The sequence below is a fragment of the Clostridium beijerinckii genome, assembly GCF_036699995.1.
Classification (GTDB): domain Bacteria; phylum Bacillota; class Clostridia; order Clostridiales; family Clostridiaceae; genus Clostridium; species Clostridium helianthi.
On the sequence record NZ_CP144906.1, the window covers coordinates 4,213,100 to 4,231,627 of the forward strand.

General features: G+C 29.4%; 16 protein-coding genes. 5 read left to right on the top strand and 11 right to left on the bottom strand.

The window, feature by feature from the left end:
* Positions 1 to 445: 445 nt before the first annotated feature.
* Positions 446 to 2,026, bottom strand: a complete 1,581-nt coding sequence (locus PZA12_RS19490) for a [Fe-Fe] hydrogenase large subunit C-terminal domain-containing protein (protein WP_242964247.1) — start codon at positions 2,024 to 2,026, stop codon at positions 446 to 448.
* Positions 2,027 to 2,267: 241 nt separating this feature from the next.
* Between PZA12_RS19490 and PZA12_RS19495 the strand changes: the two genes are divergently transcribed.
* From PZA12_RS19495 to PZA12_RS19505, 3 genes are all read left to right on the top strand, one after another.
* Positions 2,268 to 2,651 (top strand): helix-turn-helix transcriptional regulator, encoded by a 384-nt coding sequence (locus PZA12_RS19495; RefSeq protein WP_078114719.1) that lies wholly within the window; start codon positions 2,268 to 2,270, stop codon positions 2,649 to 2,651.
* Between the two features lie 36 nt (positions 2,652 to 2,687).
* Positions 2,688 to 3,266, top strand: coding sequence for an ATP-dependent Clp endopeptidase proteolytic subunit ClpP (gene clpP, locus PZA12_RS19500; protein ID WP_103699210.1), 579 nt, complete (start codon positions 2,688 to 2,690; stop codon positions 3,264 to 3,266).
* A gap of 140 nt (positions 3,267 to 3,406) precedes the next feature.
* Entirely contained in the window at positions 3,407 to 4,174 is a 768-nt protein-coding gene (locus PZA12_RS19505) for a 3'-5' exonuclease (RefSeq protein ID WP_103699209.1), read from the top strand.
* Positions 4,175 to 4,266: 92 nt separating this feature from the next.
* Here PZA12_RS19505 and PZA12_RS19510 read toward each other — a convergent pair whose 3' ends face one another.
* The 7 genes from PZA12_RS19510 to PZA12_RS19540 all read right to left on the bottom strand — a co-directional run bounded on the left by PZA12_RS19510 (position 4,267) and on the right by PZA12_RS19540 (position 12,093).
* On the bottom strand, positions 4,267 to 4,962 hold the full coding sequence (locus tag PZA12_RS19510; protein WP_077844042.1) for a response regulator: 696 nt from the start codon (positions 4,960 to 4,962) through the stop codon (positions 4,267 to 4,269).
* Positions 4,963 to 4,966: 4 nt separating this feature from the next.
* Positions 4,967 to 6,541 carry an ATP-binding protein gene (locus PZA12_RS19515; protein ID WP_078114717.1) on the bottom strand — a complete coding sequence of 525 codons (1,575 nt, stop codon included), beginning with the start codon at positions 6,539 to 6,541 and terminating at the stop codon, positions 4,967 to 4,969.
* Positions 6,542 to 6,805: 264 nt separating this feature from the next.
* The gene (gene buk, locus PZA12_RS19520; RefSeq protein ID WP_078114716.1) at positions 6,806 to 7,876 is read right to left on the bottom strand and encodes a butyrate kinase; all 1,071 of its coding nucleotides are present in this window, start codon (positions 7,874 to 7,876) and stop codon (positions 6,806 to 6,808) included.
* Between the two features lie 189 nt (positions 7,877 to 8,065).
* Positions 8,066 to 9,040, bottom strand: coding sequence for a 2-keto-3-deoxygluconate permease (locus tag PZA12_RS19525; RefSeq protein WP_012060164.1), 975 nt, complete (start codon positions 9,038 to 9,040; stop codon positions 8,066 to 8,068).
* A gap of 201 nt (positions 9,041 to 9,241) precedes the next feature.
* Positions 9,242 to 10,414 carry an NAD(P)-dependent malic enzyme gene (locus tag PZA12_RS19530; protein WP_077844045.1) on the bottom strand — a complete coding sequence of 391 codons (1,173 nt, stop codon included), beginning with the start codon at positions 10,412 to 10,414 and terminating at the stop codon, positions 9,242 to 9,244.
* A gap of 342 nt (positions 10,415 to 10,756) precedes the next feature.
* The gene (locus PZA12_RS19535; RefSeq protein WP_078114715.1) at positions 10,757 to 11,572 is read right to left on the bottom strand and encodes a TraX family protein; all 816 of its coding nucleotides are present in this window, start codon (positions 11,570 to 11,572) and stop codon (positions 10,757 to 10,759) included.
* Between the two features lie 68 nt (positions 11,573 to 11,640).
* Positions 11,641 to 12,093 (bottom strand): Lrp/AsnC family transcriptional regulator, encoded by a 453-nt coding sequence (locus PZA12_RS19540; protein WP_077838767.1) that lies wholly within the window; start codon positions 12,091 to 12,093, stop codon positions 11,641 to 11,643.
* Between the two features lie 133 nt (positions 12,094 to 12,226).
* On the opposite strand from PZA12_RS19540, the gene PZA12_RS19545 reads away from it, so the two are divergent.
* A complete protein-coding gene (locus tag PZA12_RS19545) occupies positions 12,227 to 12,649 on the top strand; it encodes a carboxymuconolactone decarboxylase family protein (RefSeq protein WP_017209001.1) in 423 nt (140 codons plus the stop codon).
* 61 nt (positions 12,650 to 12,710) lie between these two features.
* Here PZA12_RS19545 and PZA12_RS19550 read toward each other — a convergent pair whose 3' ends face one another.
* The gene (locus PZA12_RS19550; RefSeq protein ID WP_077844049.1) at positions 12,711 to 14,510 is read right to left on the bottom strand and encodes a heme NO-binding domain-containing protein; all 1,800 of its coding nucleotides are present in this window, start codon (positions 14,508 to 14,510) and stop codon (positions 12,711 to 12,713) included.
* 350 nt (positions 14,511 to 14,860) lie between these two features.
* On the opposite strand from PZA12_RS19550, the gene PZA12_RS19555 reads away from it, so the two are divergent.
* Positions 14,861 to 16,378, top strand: coding sequence for a PLP-dependent aminotransferase family protein (locus tag PZA12_RS19555; RefSeq protein WP_078114714.1), 1,518 nt, complete (start codon positions 14,861 to 14,863; stop codon positions 16,376 to 16,378).
* A gap of 82 nt (positions 16,379 to 16,460) precedes the next feature.
* Here the strand turns inward: PZA12_RS19555 and PZA12_RS19560 are convergent, their stop codons facing one another.
* Positions 16,461 to 17,801, bottom strand: coding sequence for an FAD-dependent oxidoreductase (locus PZA12_RS19560; protein WP_078114713.1), 1,341 nt, complete (start codon positions 17,799 to 17,801; stop codon positions 16,461 to 16,463).
* 294 nt (positions 17,802 to 18,095) lie between these two features.
* On the bottom strand, positions 18,096 to 18,497 hold the full coding sequence (locus tag PZA12_RS19565) for a response regulator transcription factor (RefSeq protein WP_017209005.1): 402 nt from the start codon (positions 18,495 to 18,497) through the stop codon (positions 18,096 to 18,098).
* Positions 18,498 to 18,528 lie beyond the last annotated feature (31 nt).

Below are 18,528 nucleotides of genomic sequence, written 5' to 3' on the forward strand. Positions count from 1 at the left end.
TTATTTCCCCCCACCAAAAGCATATAATAACAAAATCACTATTGATATGAATTAATAAATTATAACATATTTTTTCCACTAACTTTACCTATCTATTTTACCATAATATTATCTTTATGTTATTTATATCATCATTATTAACCCTATTATAATAATCATTAATTGGATAAACGCTATACTAGCACAAATATATATTATTAAATTAAATTTTAACAAAAAACATATTTAAAAATCATTAAACATTCTATAATAAAAACTTAGATATAAAGTAAAATAAAAAATAAGATAGATTAGTCATTTAAGAATAATCTATCTTATCCGTGGGTATAAATGGGAGAGGGTTTATATCTTTTGTATAACTATATCTTAACATATTTCAACAATAAATGCCATATATTTTAATATATTCTTTTTTATTTTTCGACATTCATTCTCCTTTATCCAGCTAATGCCTTCGTCTCTTTTTTGTATTATTATTTCTAAATTCATTGGATTTATCAATATAACTGGTATGAAACAAAGATTCTGCCCTTGTGCTATTAGGATCCCCTATATAGCTCTTATACATATTTTCAAGATTTTCATTTTCGTCTGACACTCTTTTTATTGATTTTTTATCAATGTTCCTTAGAATATCTGCTCTCAATATTTTATAATCTTTTCCTAACAACTCATTTGAAGATTTATTATAATATTTTACCTGTACAGCTTTAGCTCTGCAGACGTTATTACATAATTTACAGCCAACACACTCTTCTTCTTTAACCTCTGCCCTTCCTCTAACATTATATTGTATCGCATTAACAGGGCAATTTTGTATACAAGTACCACATGATATGCATAGATTTTCATTAATTTGAGACTTTGTACCTATTCTAGGAGTCCCACCTCCATTTATGCACCCTCCGTTACATGCCACTACTTCAATGAAATAATATTCTTTCCATTTGTTACTGACTAAAAATTTCTCAATTTCTTTTAGACCATTTACCACTGCTACTTTACAATTTTTATTACCTAAAATAACCGATGCTTCTTCTATTTCCTCATATCCTTCTACTGGTTTTAATATCATATTTTCAGCCTCAGATATATCGTTCTTTAAATAACTCATTACGGTTCTAAAAATTGCTTGCATTGCTCCTTGACTTATACCAAAAAGAGCTGCTGCCCCAGTATATTCCCCCATAAAATCATCTGGTTTTTCGTCTGGTATAGCAGTTATATCTATGCCTTTCTCTTTTAAGAGATTTGCATATTCTTTTACAGTTAGGACAATATCAATATCTTTGTAACCCTCTCTCCCCATATCCTCTTTATCAGCCTCATATTTTTTAGCACTACATGGTTGTACAGATACAATAACTATATTGGTAGGCAAAATATTATAAACATCTGCAAAATATGTTTTTATTCCTGCTCCCATCATCTGCTGAGGAGATTTCGCTGTAGATATATTATCCAATATTTCTGGATGATATATTTCAGCGTAACGTATGAAAGAAGGACAGAAAGACGTAAACATAGGAAGTTTTTCTTTATTAGCAATTCTTTTAATGAATTCACTACTTTCCTCTACAACTGTCATATCATTCCCAAATTCAGTATTAAATACTTTTTGAAAACCTAATTTCTTTGCAGATGGAGCTATTTTCCCTCCAACATAAGTACCTATTGGAAGATTAAATTCTTCTCCTAGTGTTGCTTTGACTGCTGGAGATGCCGTTAAAACTAAATATTTCCCACTGCTTAAGGCTTCTTTAACTAAATCTACGTCATTTCTTACATCAATCGCTTCTGTTGGGCAGGCAAGTGTACATTGTCCACAATATAAACATCCCGAAGCTCCGAACCCTCCACTTTTGGTATCCACGGTTTTCCTTCCTGAATCTACTTCCTTTAATATCGCCATCTTAGTTTCTTGAGCACACGTAAAAGCACATGCAGTACATCCAATACATTTTTTCTTGTTTATTTGTATAATATTATCTTCTTCAATTCTATTGGCTTTCTTTGACTTTCCCATAAATTTCTCCATATTATTCATTTCTATAGTTATACTTACTTTTTATCTTCTTTTATTATTACTATATCTAGTTTATTAATTATTTTAATTTTTCATAACAACTGAAAACTATAATTTAAAAGTGAACGCAAAATCTCCACTCCGTTCATTGCGTAAATATTTAATGAGCAAAAAAAGACAGGATTTAAATAAAATGTTGCTATATAATATAGAAAAAGATTAAATGAGGTGAGTGCCTTACATGAATTATGATTCTTGTATAAAAAAGTCCATTGAATATATAGAAAATAACCTAAATAAGAAAATACAGCTAAAGGAACTTGCAGACAAAGCCTTTTTATCCAAATACCACTTTCATAGGGTTTTTCATTCAGTTGTTGGAGAACCTGTTGCTGAATATATCCGTAAGAAAAGATTAGAGGAAGCTGCAAATGAACTATTAACTACAGAAAATAAGATTATAGATATAGCGCTAAAGTATCAATTTAGTAATCAGGAATCATTTACTAAGGCTTTTAAAAAGCTTTATGGAATCCCTCCTAAGGAATTTAGGAAAAACAAAATAAATTTAACAACAATATATTTAAGAAAGAATTCTACAACTTACCTTTCTATGACTGCTTAGAATTCATCAAAAATATTTTTTAAGGAGTGAATCTTTATGAGCTATGTACCAATGGTTATTGAACAAACAAGTCGGGGAGAACGTTCCTATGATATCTATTCTAGATTGCTAAAGGAAAGAATCATTATGCTAAGCGATCAAGTCAGCGATTCTACCGCAAGTATAATTACTTCACAATTACTATTTCTTGAATCAGAAAATCCAGATGTTGATATTCACTTTTATATAAATAGCCCCGGTGGTTCTATTACAGCCGGAATGGCAATATATGATACAATGCAATATATAAAGCCTGACGTATCAACAATATGTTTAGGATTAGCTGCAAGTATGGGCTCGTTTTTACTTGCAGCAGGCGCACCTGGAAAACGATGTGCTCTTCCAAATAGTGAGATTCTAATCCATCAGCCATCTGTACATGGAGGTTTTCAAGGTCAAGCTACAGATATTAGGATTCATACTGAATGGCTGCTAAAAACAAAAAATAAACTAAATAAAATATATAGTGAAAAAACCAAAAAGCCAATAGAGGAAATCGAAAGAGACATGGAACGAGATTATTTTATGTCTGCTCAAGAGGCTTTATCTTATGGAATAATAGATAAAATTCTTTGATAAATATAAATTATTATTATAAATATATTAAAAAGATTCAAAAATTTTTGAATCTTTTTTATTATGTTTATATTATTCACATCTTCATTGGCTATAATATAAATAGTATTCTTATTCTTAACCAAAAAGCAGGTGAAAGTATGTATTATGTAATATATGATTTAGAATTTAATCAAAAAAGTAGTGCCTCTGAAAATTCGGATGTTATTAAACTTTCAGAATCTAATAACGATACTAACACACCAATTATTCCTTTTGAAATAATTCAAATTGGCGCTATAAAACTAGATAAAAATTTTCAAGAAGTATCTACATTCAATTCCTTAGTCAAACCAACTCTATATAAAACCATTCATCCATATGTTGAGAATTTAACTAAAATAACGTACGATAAAGTTTCTTCTTGCAAGAATTTTATTAATGTCCATGAATCCTTTTTAGAGTTCATTGGAAATGATGATGTACTACTCTGTGTATGGGGAGTTGGGGATATTAAAGAACTCTATAGAAACTTGGGATTTTATAATCTATCTACTTCATATATTTCAAAATATATTGACATTCAAAAGTATGCTTCAAAATACCTTAAAGCACCTAAAAATTCCAGAATTGGTTTAAGAAATGCCGTTGAAATTTTAAATATACCAATTTATGGTGAATTCCATGATGCACTTAATGATGCTTACTATACTTCTGAAATTTTTAAGCGTATTTATAACAAATACATGAAGCCTGAAACTTACGTTCCTTCGCCATCAAAAAGAAATACAGAACCCAAAGAAATAATTGATACTGAAGCTTTATTAAAACAATTTGAAAAAATGTATAATAGAGAACTTACTAAAGATGAAAAATCAATGATTAAAGTTGCATACATGATGGGAAAAACCAAACAATTTCTGAAATAAATGCAGCTAGTAGAAAACCTTTTTTAATTTAATATAGAAAGGATACTCTATTACTAATTTTTAGAGTATCCGTGAATTCATAAATCGTAATATTATAGACCTTTTATTTTATATTTATACAATGGCCTTCCAATCTTTCCATACTCTATGATTTTCTCTAGTTCGCCTTGTTTGCTCATATAGTCAAGGTATTTCCTTACAGTAACTTTTGCAATGCCTAGCTTTTCTGATAAGTCTTCAGTAGTAACATACTCTTCTTTAGTATTATTAAGCTCATTAGCAATTGAATTATAAGTATACTTATTCAAACCCTTTTCTAGATTTGGTTTTGTTTCACTACCGTTTGTTTTCTTATTTTTATTACTCAAAATAAACTTATCTAAATCACTTTGTTCCATAGTCTGGTTATTTTCAAAGCTATTTAATCTTTCTCTAAAAATATTTAGAGATTCGTTAAACCTTTCAAATGTAAAGGGTTTTATCAAATAGTCTACAACACCATATCTAAAAGCATCCTTTACTCTTTCTACACTCTTATCAGCAGTAATTAATATAACATCAGATAATATTTCATTTTGCCTTAACCACTTTAGCAAATCTATGCCATTTTCATTAGGAAGAAAAATATCTAATAAAATTAAATCCACCTGCTTCTGCATCAAAAATTCTTTTGCTTCAGAAAGGTTTGCAACCGCTTTTTCCAGTGAAAATCCCTCTATTTTTTTCAAAAACTTAGAATTAATTTGTCTTACCATCGGATCATCTTCAACAATCATAGTTTTAATCATATATTCAACTCCTCCTCATAGGTATAGATATATCCCATTCAGTACCATCATCAACTTTAAATTTAATAGCTCCTTTAGCTTCATCAATGATCTTTTTCACTATATACATTCCAAATCCTCGTTCCCCTTCTTTACTTGTGATTCCAATGTTGTAAATAGAATTTCTGATATTCTCTGGTATCCCACAGCCATTATCCTTCACCATAATTTTCATTTGATCATCTTCCTCAAAGATTTTCATATATATTTCACCAGACCCATCATTTTTAACTGCATCAATAGAATTTTCTATTAGATTTCCCACAACAGATCCTAACTCTTCTGATGTCATATATTGTGGTAATTTAATTACTCTTGAGTTATCATCTATTATCAAATTGATTCTAGCTTCTTCACACTTACTGTATTTAGATAGTATTAACGCTGCTAAAGATACATTTTTTATTTTATCAGATATTATAGTGGTTATATTCTTTTTACTTTCCACTATTACATTAACAAACTTAATTACTTCATCATATTCTTCTAGTTGTATAAGTCCTGAGATTGTGTGAAGTTTATTCATAAATTCATGATTTTGTGCTCTAAGTGACCATGCCATTTTCTTTATACCAGTTAACTCCTCAGCCATTTTTCTAACTTCACTTAAATCTTCAAATGTTACAACTAATCCAAGAATTTGTTTTTTAAATCCTCTTATAATACTGTATTTACACATAACGTTTACTCCAGGGCGAACTTTTATTTCAATATTAGTCATAGATTTCCCGCTGTTTAAAACTTTTAGAGCCATACTTTCGTAAGTAAAATCAGTAATCGGCTTCCCTATATCATTTTCTTTCAAATGCAAAATTTTACTAGCTTGCCCATTAAATAGCGTTATACATCCATTATTATCTAAAGCTATTATACCTTCCTTTATATTTTCAATTACAGTTTCTTTTTGCTTTAAAGCCAAGGCTATTTCTTCTGGTTCAAGTCCAAATATTGACTTCTTTATATTATAAGAAAGAACTATAGCTCCCGATATACCCAATATTAATCCCATTAATATTATAGGAATAAATTTATACATTTTCGTATAGACTTCGTTATCAAATTTATTATACAACATACCAACAGCAACTGCACCTATCTGCTTATTACTATCATCATAAATAGGTGCAAATGCTCTTACAGAAACACCAAGTGTACCGCTTCCTGTTGATATATATTGCTCTCCTGTGTTTAATACCCTATCTTCATCTCCACCAGCAAATCTTTCGCCTATTTTACTTTTATCTGGGTGAGAATATCTTATACCATTCATATCCATAATTACTATAAACTCTACATTTGTCTTTATACGTGCCTTCTCTATCTCACTATTTAACAGATCAATCGGAATTGCCTTATTTCCTTTCAAATATTCTTTAACTTCATAGGTTGATGCAAATGAATCCGCTATATTCAACATATTTTTATCTATTTGATCTCTTAATAACTTTTTCATTTCGATAAAAGAAAGTATTGTTATACTTCCAATTGAAATTACAAGGATAGCTATTACAAGAGATATTATTTTTCCTTTTAGCTTCATTTTATCCCCTCTATCTAATTCTAAATTTTAGTTTACTTACATTATATATAAATAATTCCTTATTACCAAATAGTACAACTTCTTTAGTAATACGTTTACTTACTGTTTGTCAAAGCAATTTCCCACAAAAAGTTAAGAGCGTATCCCTAGGAATCCGCTCTTAATTCATAGTTTATTAAAGCTAATAAACTAATACTCAATAATTATAGTAATACTAAATGCTATCTTTTCAACTACTTTCTAATCTTTAGTATATATAGAAGTCTATTTATATTCTTTAACTTCTTCTTGCCCGTTTAAAACTCTTAGTGCACCTTGAGCTAAAGCAAGCATTTCATCTTCACCTGGATAAACAGTTATTGGAGCAATAAATTCCACTTTTTCTTTTATGATGTCTACCATCATTTTTTCGTAGGCAATGCCTCCAGTTAAAATTATCGCATCTACTTTTCCGCATAAAACCGCAGCTGCTGCACCTATATCTTTTGCTACTTGATATCCCATAGCTTCATAAACTAACTTTGCCTTCATATCTCCTTCTGATGCAAGCTGTCTAACTATTCTCCCATCGTTTGTATCAAGATATGCTACAAAACCGCCTTTTCCAGTTATCTTCTTCAATATTTCTTCTAAAGTATATTCCCCGCTAAAACACATTCTAGCTAAATCACCAGATGGTATACCACCACTTCTTTCTGGTGAAAATGCGCCTTCTCCATCAAGAGCATTATTTACATCAATTATTCTTCCATTTTTATGTGCGCCTACCGAAACACCGCCTCCCATATGAGCAACTATAACATTTATATCTTCATAGTTCTTCATATTTTCTTGCGCATACCTCTTAGCCACTGCCTTTTGATTTAATGCATGAAATATACTTTTTCTTGGAAGTTCTGGCACTCCTGAAAGTCTTGCTATATCTTCCATTTCATCTACAACTACTGGATCTACTATAAAAGCAGGTTTATTAATAGACCTAGCAATTTCATTGGCAATTATAGCACCAAGATTAGATGCATGCTCTCCTTGAACATTTTCTTTTAAATCTTTTAACATATTATCGTTTACACTGTAGGTACCACTAACTATAGGCTTTAAAAGGCCACCTCTTCCAACTATTGCATCCATTTCAGTTATATTTATTTTATTGTCTTCTAGTATTTTTAATATAACATCTGTTCTAAAGCTTTGTTGATCAACTACGTACTTAAACTTTCCTATCTCTTCTGATGAATGTCTAAGTGTTTCCTCAAAAATTTCCTTTTCACCTTCATATACTGCTATTTTAGTTGATGTGGAACCTGGATTTATAATTAATAATTTATGACTCACACATTTTCCTCCCCTACGTTATATTTAATTATAGTATTTGCATCTATTGTTATTATTATAAACACAGATACAAAACCTGTTTTTAAATTATACTCTGTAGGTATCAGCTTTAGCAAGTATTTTTCAATATTAAAATTAATTTTATTAATTCATACTATAGCTCTTAACCCAATACTAATAATTATTTTATTATTGTACTACTGCTTCTCTGCTCAATTTCTTTTCTTTATTTGCTCTGAGCATTTTAAACACATAAGAAACAATGAATGGACAAACAATAGCAGATACTACGCATGCCGCTGCAACTTGTGCTGTTGCTATTGTTGCTATTGCAGCCAATGTTGGATCTGCCGCTGCAACAGCTGCTGGTGTGGCTACTGCATTTCCCGCTGTTGATCCTGTTGCAAGTCCAATTATAGGTTCTTCTCTAAATAATTTTAAAAGTATATATGCCCCTATTCCAGTAAAGGCAGCTATCACTCCTAATAATATACCAGGACCTCCAGCTTTTACAATTGTATCAAGATTCATTCCTGCACCTAATGGGAATGAGAAGAATGGAATTAATAACAACTTACTACTTCCAAGAAATTTTCTCATATCAGGGTCGGCATTTCCTAAAATCATTCCTATTCCTATTGGAATTAGCACTGCAACAAGCGACATAAATGGAATTTGAGCAAGCCCCGATGCACCTAATGCAACCAAAGTGAAAAATGGACCATCTTTTAAAGATAATAAAGCATAAGCACCTACATCTGTTTCATCGCCATATTGTGAAGCTAGAGATGCATATAATCCACCGTTGCAATTTGTTAGTGCTGAAAGAATCGCTAGTGGTGATAAACCTAATACCCCAGCTGGTCCAAAAACTTTTCCTACAATTATACCGATACCAGCACCCACTATAAATTTTCCAGATATTAATAGTGCACCTTTTTTTAGTGCTTTAGGTGCTAATTTGAAATTAATTTGCGAGCCAATTAAAAACATAAAGCAAGCCAGAATTGTTGATGATGCCGTCGAACTAAATAGTGCTGTTGTATATCCACCAATTTTAAGAAATTGCGGACAAAAAGTATTAACTAGTACTCCTAAAAAAAGTGGAACAAGCATCATACCACCCGGTATTTTATCGAGTGTTTTCTTAATTGGGATTTGCATATATATACCTCCTAAAATCTTGTTTTTTTATTTTTAAACATTTACATATTTCTCATAGTAAATTTTTATATAAACAACTCTAATTTATAATCTTGTGGGATACAATTATTTATAATTATGTTTTACTTATAATTTGTACATGTCACAAATGCATTAATTCTGATTTCTTACCTTTTAGCAACATGTACAAATTGAATTATCTTATTTTCTTGCGACCCCACTTTCTCTTGCAGCATTTGCAATTGCTTCTGCTACCTTTGTAGCAACATTTTTATCTAAAGCACTTGGAATTACATTATTTTCATTTAAATCTTCATCTCTAATGTATCCAGCTATGGCATATGCTGCAGCAAGTTTCATTTCCTCATTTATTTCTTTTGCTCTAACATCTAAGGCACCTCTAAAAATACCTGGGAAAGCTAGAACATTGTTCACTTGATTTGGAAAATCTGAACGTCCTGTTCCTATAACTCTAGCTCCAGCTGCTTTTGCTTCATCTGGCATAATTTCCGGTGTTGGATTTGCCATTGCAAAAATTATTGCGTCTTTATTCATTGCTCTAACCATTTCAGGCTTCAATATTCCTGGAGCAGATACTCCAACAAATACATCGGCATCAATTAAAGCATCTGCAAGGCTTCCTTTTATATTATCTGGATTTGTTATTTCCGCTAAAGCATCTTTAGCATCATCAATTTTTTCCATGCCTCTATATAAGATACCTACTTTATCGCAAGCAATTAAGTTTTTTACTCCTGATGATAATAAAAGCTTAGCTATTGCAGTTCCTGCAGCCCCCGCTCCATTTACTACTACCTTTATATCTTCAAGCTTCTTATCTACTACTTTAAGTGCATTTATAACACCAGCAAGAACAACTATTGCAGTTCCATGTTGGTCATCATGGAATACTGGAATGTCGATTAATTTTTTAAGTTTTTCTTCAACTTCAAAACATCTTGGCGCTCCAATATCTTCTAAGTTTATTCCACCAAATGTTGGCGCTATCAATCTAACTGTATTAACTATCTCATCAACATCGTTAGAATCTACTAATATAGGGAAAGCATCAACATCTGCAAATTCTTTAAATAAAATTGACTTTCCTTCCATTACAGGCATTCCTGCCATTGGCCCTATATCTCCTAGTCCTAACACTGCACTTCCATCTGTTACTACTGCTACCAGATTTCCTTTTGATGTATATTTGTAGACGTTTTCTTGATCTTCATGAATTTTTCTGCATGGTTCTGCAACTCCTGGTGTGTATGCAAGACTTAAATCATCTCTTGTTTCAACCTTAACCTTAGATGTGATTGAAATCTTTCCTTGTTTTTCTTCATGTAATTTTAAACTTTCTTCAAAATAATTCATTTAAAACATCCCCTCTATATTTAAACATTTACATTTGATATTTAATATTTTGTTGTTCTTTGGTGTAACTAGATAATATCATTTTGTCTGAAAATTTAAAATATTAAGTAACTTTAATTTATATTTAGTAAATTAAGAATACTTTGTGTTTTTTTTAACGAGTATTTTAATTGCCCTGAATAACTTTTTCACATAGTATCAATAAATATCTTTTTAGACATATTATCTTATGTACTATACAAATATAAAAAAATATATCATAGAAATAAAAAAATAAAATGGAGATCCTATTCTTTTGAACACGATCTCCATTTTGCTTTTTTCATAAACCCTTATTTAACTTCAGCCTATATGTGTAATTCCTCCCCAGAAAAATAATATGAATATATGGGTAGGATAATAAAAATAAAACAAATATTTTAATCCACGTCCCTTTTTTCCATTATAAAGCATCATTAGCGGTATAGCGAAAATCATAATCCATTGATTGTAACCATAAAATATATTCTTAAATGAAAAACTCGCAAATGGAAAAAACGATACTGAAAAAATTGCATAAATAATCATCATTTTTTTTCTGTCATTTCTTAAATAAAAAAATATTATTCCGAGAGCAACAAATGAAACACTTCCTTCACAAAACAATGGACAGGGTAAAAAGGATATAATAATTCCAGCTATGTTTTTTGAAAATATTGAATAAGTGCTTATTGGTAATACTACTTCAAACATTATCGCTAAAAAAATAATATAAATTTTCCTGTACAAATCTTTGTTTTCATCTCTTAAATATTCAATTAGTAATATATTTAATGCTATTAAAAAGAATGTCTCGAATATATTATTGCTCACTGGAAAATATGATGGATTATTCACTGATACCTTCCATGAAATAAATTTTCCTAAAGACATTACTATTGAAAATAAATATAATCTTTTAACATAAGTTTTTCTATTCCTCGTATAAAAAAAGCCTTCTGCCATTGTAAAGAAAAAAAGTGGAGCTGATAATCTCCCAAGCCAATTAAACCAAATTGGAATTCCATTTGATGCTAAGAATTCATGCATATGATCCATTGTCATTAATATTAATGCGATTATCTTCAAAGAAAATCCACTAAACCCCTTTTGAATAATATTATTATTTGCTATATACATACTGTATCTCCTAGCTATCATTAAAATTTCATACGTAAGTTCAATAACATTTATTAATAACTATTTGTTTAGATATGTTCCATAAACTTATTTATGTTATTATCTATTTCTACTTCTGAAAATGCAATAATTGTTGTTGTTAGCGAATATTCTGATATATCATTTATAAACTCTTCTATCTCTTCTAAATTCTTTACAGATAATTTTACTAAGAAACACCCATCCCCTGCTATCCTATAGCCCCATTCACTCCTTCTATGATTTTTAATAAAATTTTTAAATTTGTTATATTCTCCGTTTTTCATTGTAATCTTCATTATACAATCAATTGATAATCCTAGCTTTTTCTTATTTATTCTGATTGTATAACCTTCTATAATACCACTATCTTCAAGCTTGTTCACTCTCTCTGTAACGGACGGAGGTGATAAATTTATGCGCTTAGATAATTCTCTTATTGATAACCTACTATTTTTTTGCAACTCTGATAATATTGCTATATCTATTTCATCAAATTTCATATGTAACACTCCCAGTATATTTTTTATTTCAAATATAATCTTATCATTAGTATTATATGTCATTTAGAATGCAAATAAGACTATAACTCCTATATAATATTAATTGTTAATATTATATATAAGGAGATTTATTATGGCAAGAATCAATTTTTCAAAAGAAGGAAATACACCATTTCAAAAACTATTAGGACACAATAAAGATATTATGTTAAAGTGGTCTGATTTAGAGAATCTTCTTTTCTCTACCAATACATTCACTTCTGAATTAAAAGAACAGGTAAGACGTACTTTGGCATTTAATAATGGCTGTGAATATTGTATGGCTAAAGGTAAGCCATTCAATAATATAAACGATTCAAAGATTTTAGCAGCTACCAAATTTGCAAATTCATTTTCAAAAAATTCTGTAGTTAGTGATGAGGATTTCATCCCTTTAAATAATGAATTTTCTGAAAAAGAGATTTCAGAGCTTATTGCTCTAATATGCTTTATAACAGCTTCTCAAAAATTTGGAGCTACTCTTAATTTACAACCAAGTTGTTCAATTAATATTTAATAAAAATACCTACTAAAAGTAAATTATTTTCTTTTAGTAGGTATTTCTATATATCATGAAGTTAAATTTTATATTTCTCTAAATCATTTTTAAAGGTTTTTGTAATACCCTTAAAATCAGATATATTATCTATAAGTTTTTTTATCTCATTTGTATAATTTATTACACTAGCACTTACTTCTTCCGATGATGCTGAATTTTCTTCCGCAATGGCTGCTAACGACTCTATACTATCATATACATCAGATATAGAATCAGCTTCAATATTTAACTTGCTTATAGTCTCAATCATAGAAGTTGCTACACTCTGTACTGATTGATTAGCTTCATAGCTAATATTTCGTACGACATCTAAGTTATTGGTTTCTTTTTCTAATACATCATATTGAACATCTATATGATCCACTAAGAAACCTATTTCTTTAACAAATTGAGCTAAATTAGAGTTAATATCAAGTACTGCCTCTTTGGACTGTTCAGCAAGTTTTCTTATTGATTCTGCAACAACAGCAAACCCCTTCCCTTGCTCTCCTGCCCTAGCAGCTTCTATGGATGCATTCAACGCTAATAAATTAGTTTGTTCTGCTATTCCTGATACTATAGATACAATATTATTTATATCTTTAGCCCTTCCTTCAAGCTGTGTGCCCTTCTCTTTAACTTCATTAAAACTCTGTAAAGATTTCAAAATATTTTTACTTGCATTTTCAACATTTTCATAGCTATTATTAATCTTAAGCATGGCATCTTCAAGTTCTGATTTATTTTCATTCTCGTTTTCAACTATATTCCTTAAGGCTTCGATGTTTCCATTAAGTGCTTGTACAGCTTTATCTGTATTTTGAGCTTGTGTAACAGCTCCATTCGCAACCTGTTCAACAACGCCACTTATTTCTGTTGAAGTATGATTCATCGAATCAGAAATCTTGTTTATAGTATTTACAAAAGTATTCATTTCATCTGTAACACCTTTAAATCCAACGAAATCTGCCTGAATTACTTTTTTATGTTCCTTAAGTAAATCATAAATTTCTTCAAAGAAATCATTAGTGGTGATTTTTCCATCAATATTGTATTCATTTTTAATTATTCGTTCTATTTCTTCTTTTATTTTTCCTATAGGTGACATCATTAAAGAAACACCTACAAATGTAGCTAAACCAGATACTAGGCTCCCTATTAAAACCTTTGTAATATCATTTATTCCTAACATTATCAAAAAAACTATAGCTGATATTATAAATGAAAATACTCCTGTCTTTGCCCCAAAACTTTTTATAATACCCAAAGAAAAAACTCTATTAAAAAAGTATTTTTTATTGTAATATACATCTCTTTCAAAAGTAAGTTTTAATTTAAGTTCACTGCTTGTTCTTGATATTTCTTTTATATCTACTTTCTCGTTAAAGTGTTCGCAAGTCCCTTCAAGCATACCTAAAAAATAGTCAAACATTCCTCTAGAAGAATTATAGCTAAAGATAGCTTCCCTACTCGATATTGGCTCTATAGATACCAAAGGTGGCTTCGCTCCTGCAAACTTTTTTGTCATCACTACATGTACATCAAACATGGACTTTAAAAATGAATATACATTGTCATGTTTGAAAAATGCCGGATAATCATGACTAAAAGCTTTTATATTATCTTGTCCAATTTTTCTCCAAAGAGCTCCTACCTCTATATTTTGAGATTTAGCTATGTATGATATTATTTTCTTAACTTCCCCATCGTCTACATTTTCAATAGGTGAAAATATTTTTGTTTTTCCCCAACCTATATAATCCATTGCTTCATTAACAATTGAGTCTCCAAACAACTTTCTATTTGTCTTCATCCATGTTGATACGACTGTCCCTTTCATAAACACATTACCTCCTTTTCTATTACAGTATTTTATGCCATTTATTATATTTCACGTTATTATCTAATACAATTATACACTTATTTCCCTTAATCAGTAAATATATTATTATTTAATATAAATTATTATTTAATATGTTCATTTTTGTTTTTAAATAACTATCGCATCATTTTATTGACACAAAAGAAATAGTATGGTAAATCTAAAATAATTGAAATAAATTAATTCTATACAGTTTAATTACATTTATAAAATTGATTAGATATTGGTATTAACAATATAATTTAAACATTAGATGTTTTCTTATTAGATTTATTGTTACTTATCTAAAGTAGTGAGGTGATTCAGCATTGATATTTTCTAATCTTAATATAAATAAAGATGAGCCTATTTATATTCAAATTGAAAGACATATAAAACAAGGCATTAAAAACGGTGAATTAAAAAAAGATAGTAAGCTTCCATCTACAAGAGAAGTAAGTAAATTTTTAAATATAAGTAGAAATTCTGTAATTTCAGCCTATGAAGAATTAGAAAGCATAGGAGTAATAACAACAAAAAGAGGGGTAGGTACTTTTATCTCCATAGAAAGTGAAAATGAAAGCTATGAATATAATGTAGATTTTTCTAAAATGATTAATAATTATGGAACTACCTTAAAGAAGTTTGATATCATAAAAAGTGAATTACCGTATAAGAAGGGAATGATATCATTCAAATCCATTTCTCCTGAAAGTCATCTCTTTAATCTTGATGATTTTAAAAGATCTCTGTTAGATGCTTGGACTTACGAAGAAGCCAATCTATTAAATTACGGTTATGCTAAAGGATATAAGCCGCTAATAGATTATTTTTTAGATTATATGAGAGATAAAAGAGTTGATACTAATAACAAAGATATTTTAGTAACTAATGGATTTACTGAAGCTTTTGATATAGTAATTAGTTCGCTAACAAATAATGGTGATATTATTTTATGTGAAGAACCAACACATAATACAGCTTTAAAAATTATGAAAGCCTATGGACTAAAGATAATTCAAGTAAAAATGGATAAAGAAGGCCTAGATTTAGTATCTCTTGAAAATGCTTTAAATAAATATAATCCAAAGTTCGGATATTTAATCCCGTCTTACAATAATCCAACTGGAATCGTAACTAAAACTGAAAGAAGAAAGGAAATATATAAACTTTTTAGAAAATATTCCGTTCCTATAATAGAAGATGGCTTTAATGAAGAATTACTCTACTCAAGCTCCCCCATTGATCCAATAGCCTCACTATGTGGAACTGGTAATGGAGTCATATATATAGGAAGTCTTTCTAAAATACTGTTTCCAGGTCTTAGAATAGGATGGATATTCGCAGATGATTATCTTATAGAAACTTTAGAAAGTGTAAAACGTGGAAGAAATATTCATTCTTCTTTTTTAGATCAAAGCGCATTTTTCTATTACCTAAAAAGTGGTGCCTTTAGCAGATATGTTAAAAATGTAAGAAAATATTATAGAGATAAATACAATCTTGTACTAGATATGGTTGAAAAATATATTCCATATGAATATATAACTGGTGAAGGTGGCCTTCACGTATTCATAAAGCTAAAGAACAACATAAATGCAAGAACTCTTCTGAAACTCTGCTATAAAGATAATGTATTATTTATGCCTGGTGATATTTTTTATGAAAATTCCAATGACAATGTAGAATTTCACACTAAAACAGATGATAACAAGCCTATTACAGATAGAAAGAAAAGCTTAAAAGGTTATGATACTTTTAGAATTGGATTTGGTCGAGTAAGTGATGAAGATATAAAAAAAGGTATTGAAATAATAGGAAAAAATATAAGACTTTTAGATAATTAGTATCTAATTAAGATAAAAAAATCATTGCCACAAAATTATGGCCAATGATTTTTTTACTTAACACCTATTATAAGAATTTTTATTATATATTTTTTAATGCCTGCAAAGCAGCTATATTTAGTAAACTCCAAGGTTTATTAAAATGTGGTTGGAAGAAGAAATCTGTCATTGCAAGTTCTTCTATAGTCATTTTATTTTGAATTACTACTGATAATGTGTTCATAAATTGTGTTAAATCTAAATTCGAAATTATTTGACCTCCAAGTATTCTTCTACTGTCTTTATCATAAACTAATTTTAATAATGCTTCTTCGTAAGTAGGCATAAACTCTGGTCTATAATTATCTGTAACAGAAACTGCTCCTACATTAAATGATGTTGTATTTTTTGCAACTTCTTCAGTTAATCCTGTAGATGCAATACATTTTTCATATATCTTAATTCCTGATGTACCTTGTGTTCCCATATACTTTAATTTAGGTTCAACTATATTATGAGCGATTAAAGTTCCCATTCTAACTGCATTTGTTGCTAAAGGTATATATCGTGTATCATCAGCCGGATTGAATTTAACAACACAGCAATCTCCTGCTGCGAATACATCTTTTCTACTTGTTTGCATATATTCATCAATCATAATTGCACCATTTTGAAGCGTCTCCAATTTACCTTTTACAAGAGCTGTGCTTGGTGCAAATCCAATGCATAATATAACTAAATCTGCCTCATATTCATTATTATCAGTCACTACATGTGAAACTTTATCATTCTCTCCCTTGAATAATTTAACTTTTTCCCCTAAAACTAGGTTTATTCCATGATCTCTAAATTCCTTTTCTGCAATATCAGTAAATTCTTTGTCCAAGTACTTAGACATTATTCTCTCTTCAGCATCAATTAATGTAACATTTTTATTCTGAATTTTGAAAGCTTCTGCAAGTTCCACACCAATGTATCCGCCACCAATTACAACTACATTCTTTGCATCACTGCGTCTAGCTTCAATTTCTTTCGCATGATTATAGTTCTTACATAATAAAATATTTTGTAAATTTCCGCCTTCAAACTTAGGTATTATTGGCCAAGACCCTAATGTTAAAACTAGCTTTTCATAACTGTCTTCAAATATTTCACCATTTTCTAAATTCTTAACTTTAACAAATTTATTATCAAAGTCAATATCTAAAACGTCATGTTTCATCTTTGTTTTAACTCCTAAAGAGCTCAAATTATCTGGCGAATTATAAAATAACTTTTCTGTTTCAGTAACTATTCCGCCTATACTTAACGCAATTCCACAAGATAGAAATGATATATTATCGTTTCTTTCATAAACTACGACATCACTATCTGGGTATAATTCCTTTAAATTAACAATAGCAGCTGTTCCTGCATGTGTGCATCCAATTACAATAACCTTCATATCATATCCTCCCGAAATTCTTTTGATAATTTTTATTTATAAATAATAATTATTAACTAATAATATTATATATCTTTATTCAAAAAAAATAAAGAATTTTTCTTCAAAAATACAATTATTCTCTGATATCTATTTTGCAATTAAATCTCTACATTCTGTAATTAGCTATCATTTAGTGTGATAAAAGTTTTATTATGTAGATTTATCATTGAAACATATATATATTATTAATTATCTGTTTATGATATATTTTATACTTCCCATTGAATAATATACTTAATGCACTTAGAACCCTTATTCTATCTTTTTAAAGTTCAATTTTTCCATTACAAGATCCATTTTTTTTATATCAATAGGCTTTGTCGCATATACTTCACAACCATTGTTAAAAATACTTTTGACTAAGTCCGCATCATTTAGAGCTGTTGTCATTATTATTTTAACTTTTTTATTATTCTCAATATTTTTTTGCTTTTCTATTTCTCGAATAGTCTTTAGAACCTTCACTCCATCTACCTTTGGCATCATTATATCTAAGCACACCAAATCATAAGGTTCGCCTTCATCTAATGCAATTAAATAGGCATCTAATCCTTCCATTCCATCAAGTGTGATATCACACTCACCATACTTAGACATAAATTTAAACAAAAGCTTTCTACTTGAAAGATCATCTTCTACTATTAAAATTTTCACTGTTAAGCCCCCTTATAAAATATATAGTATA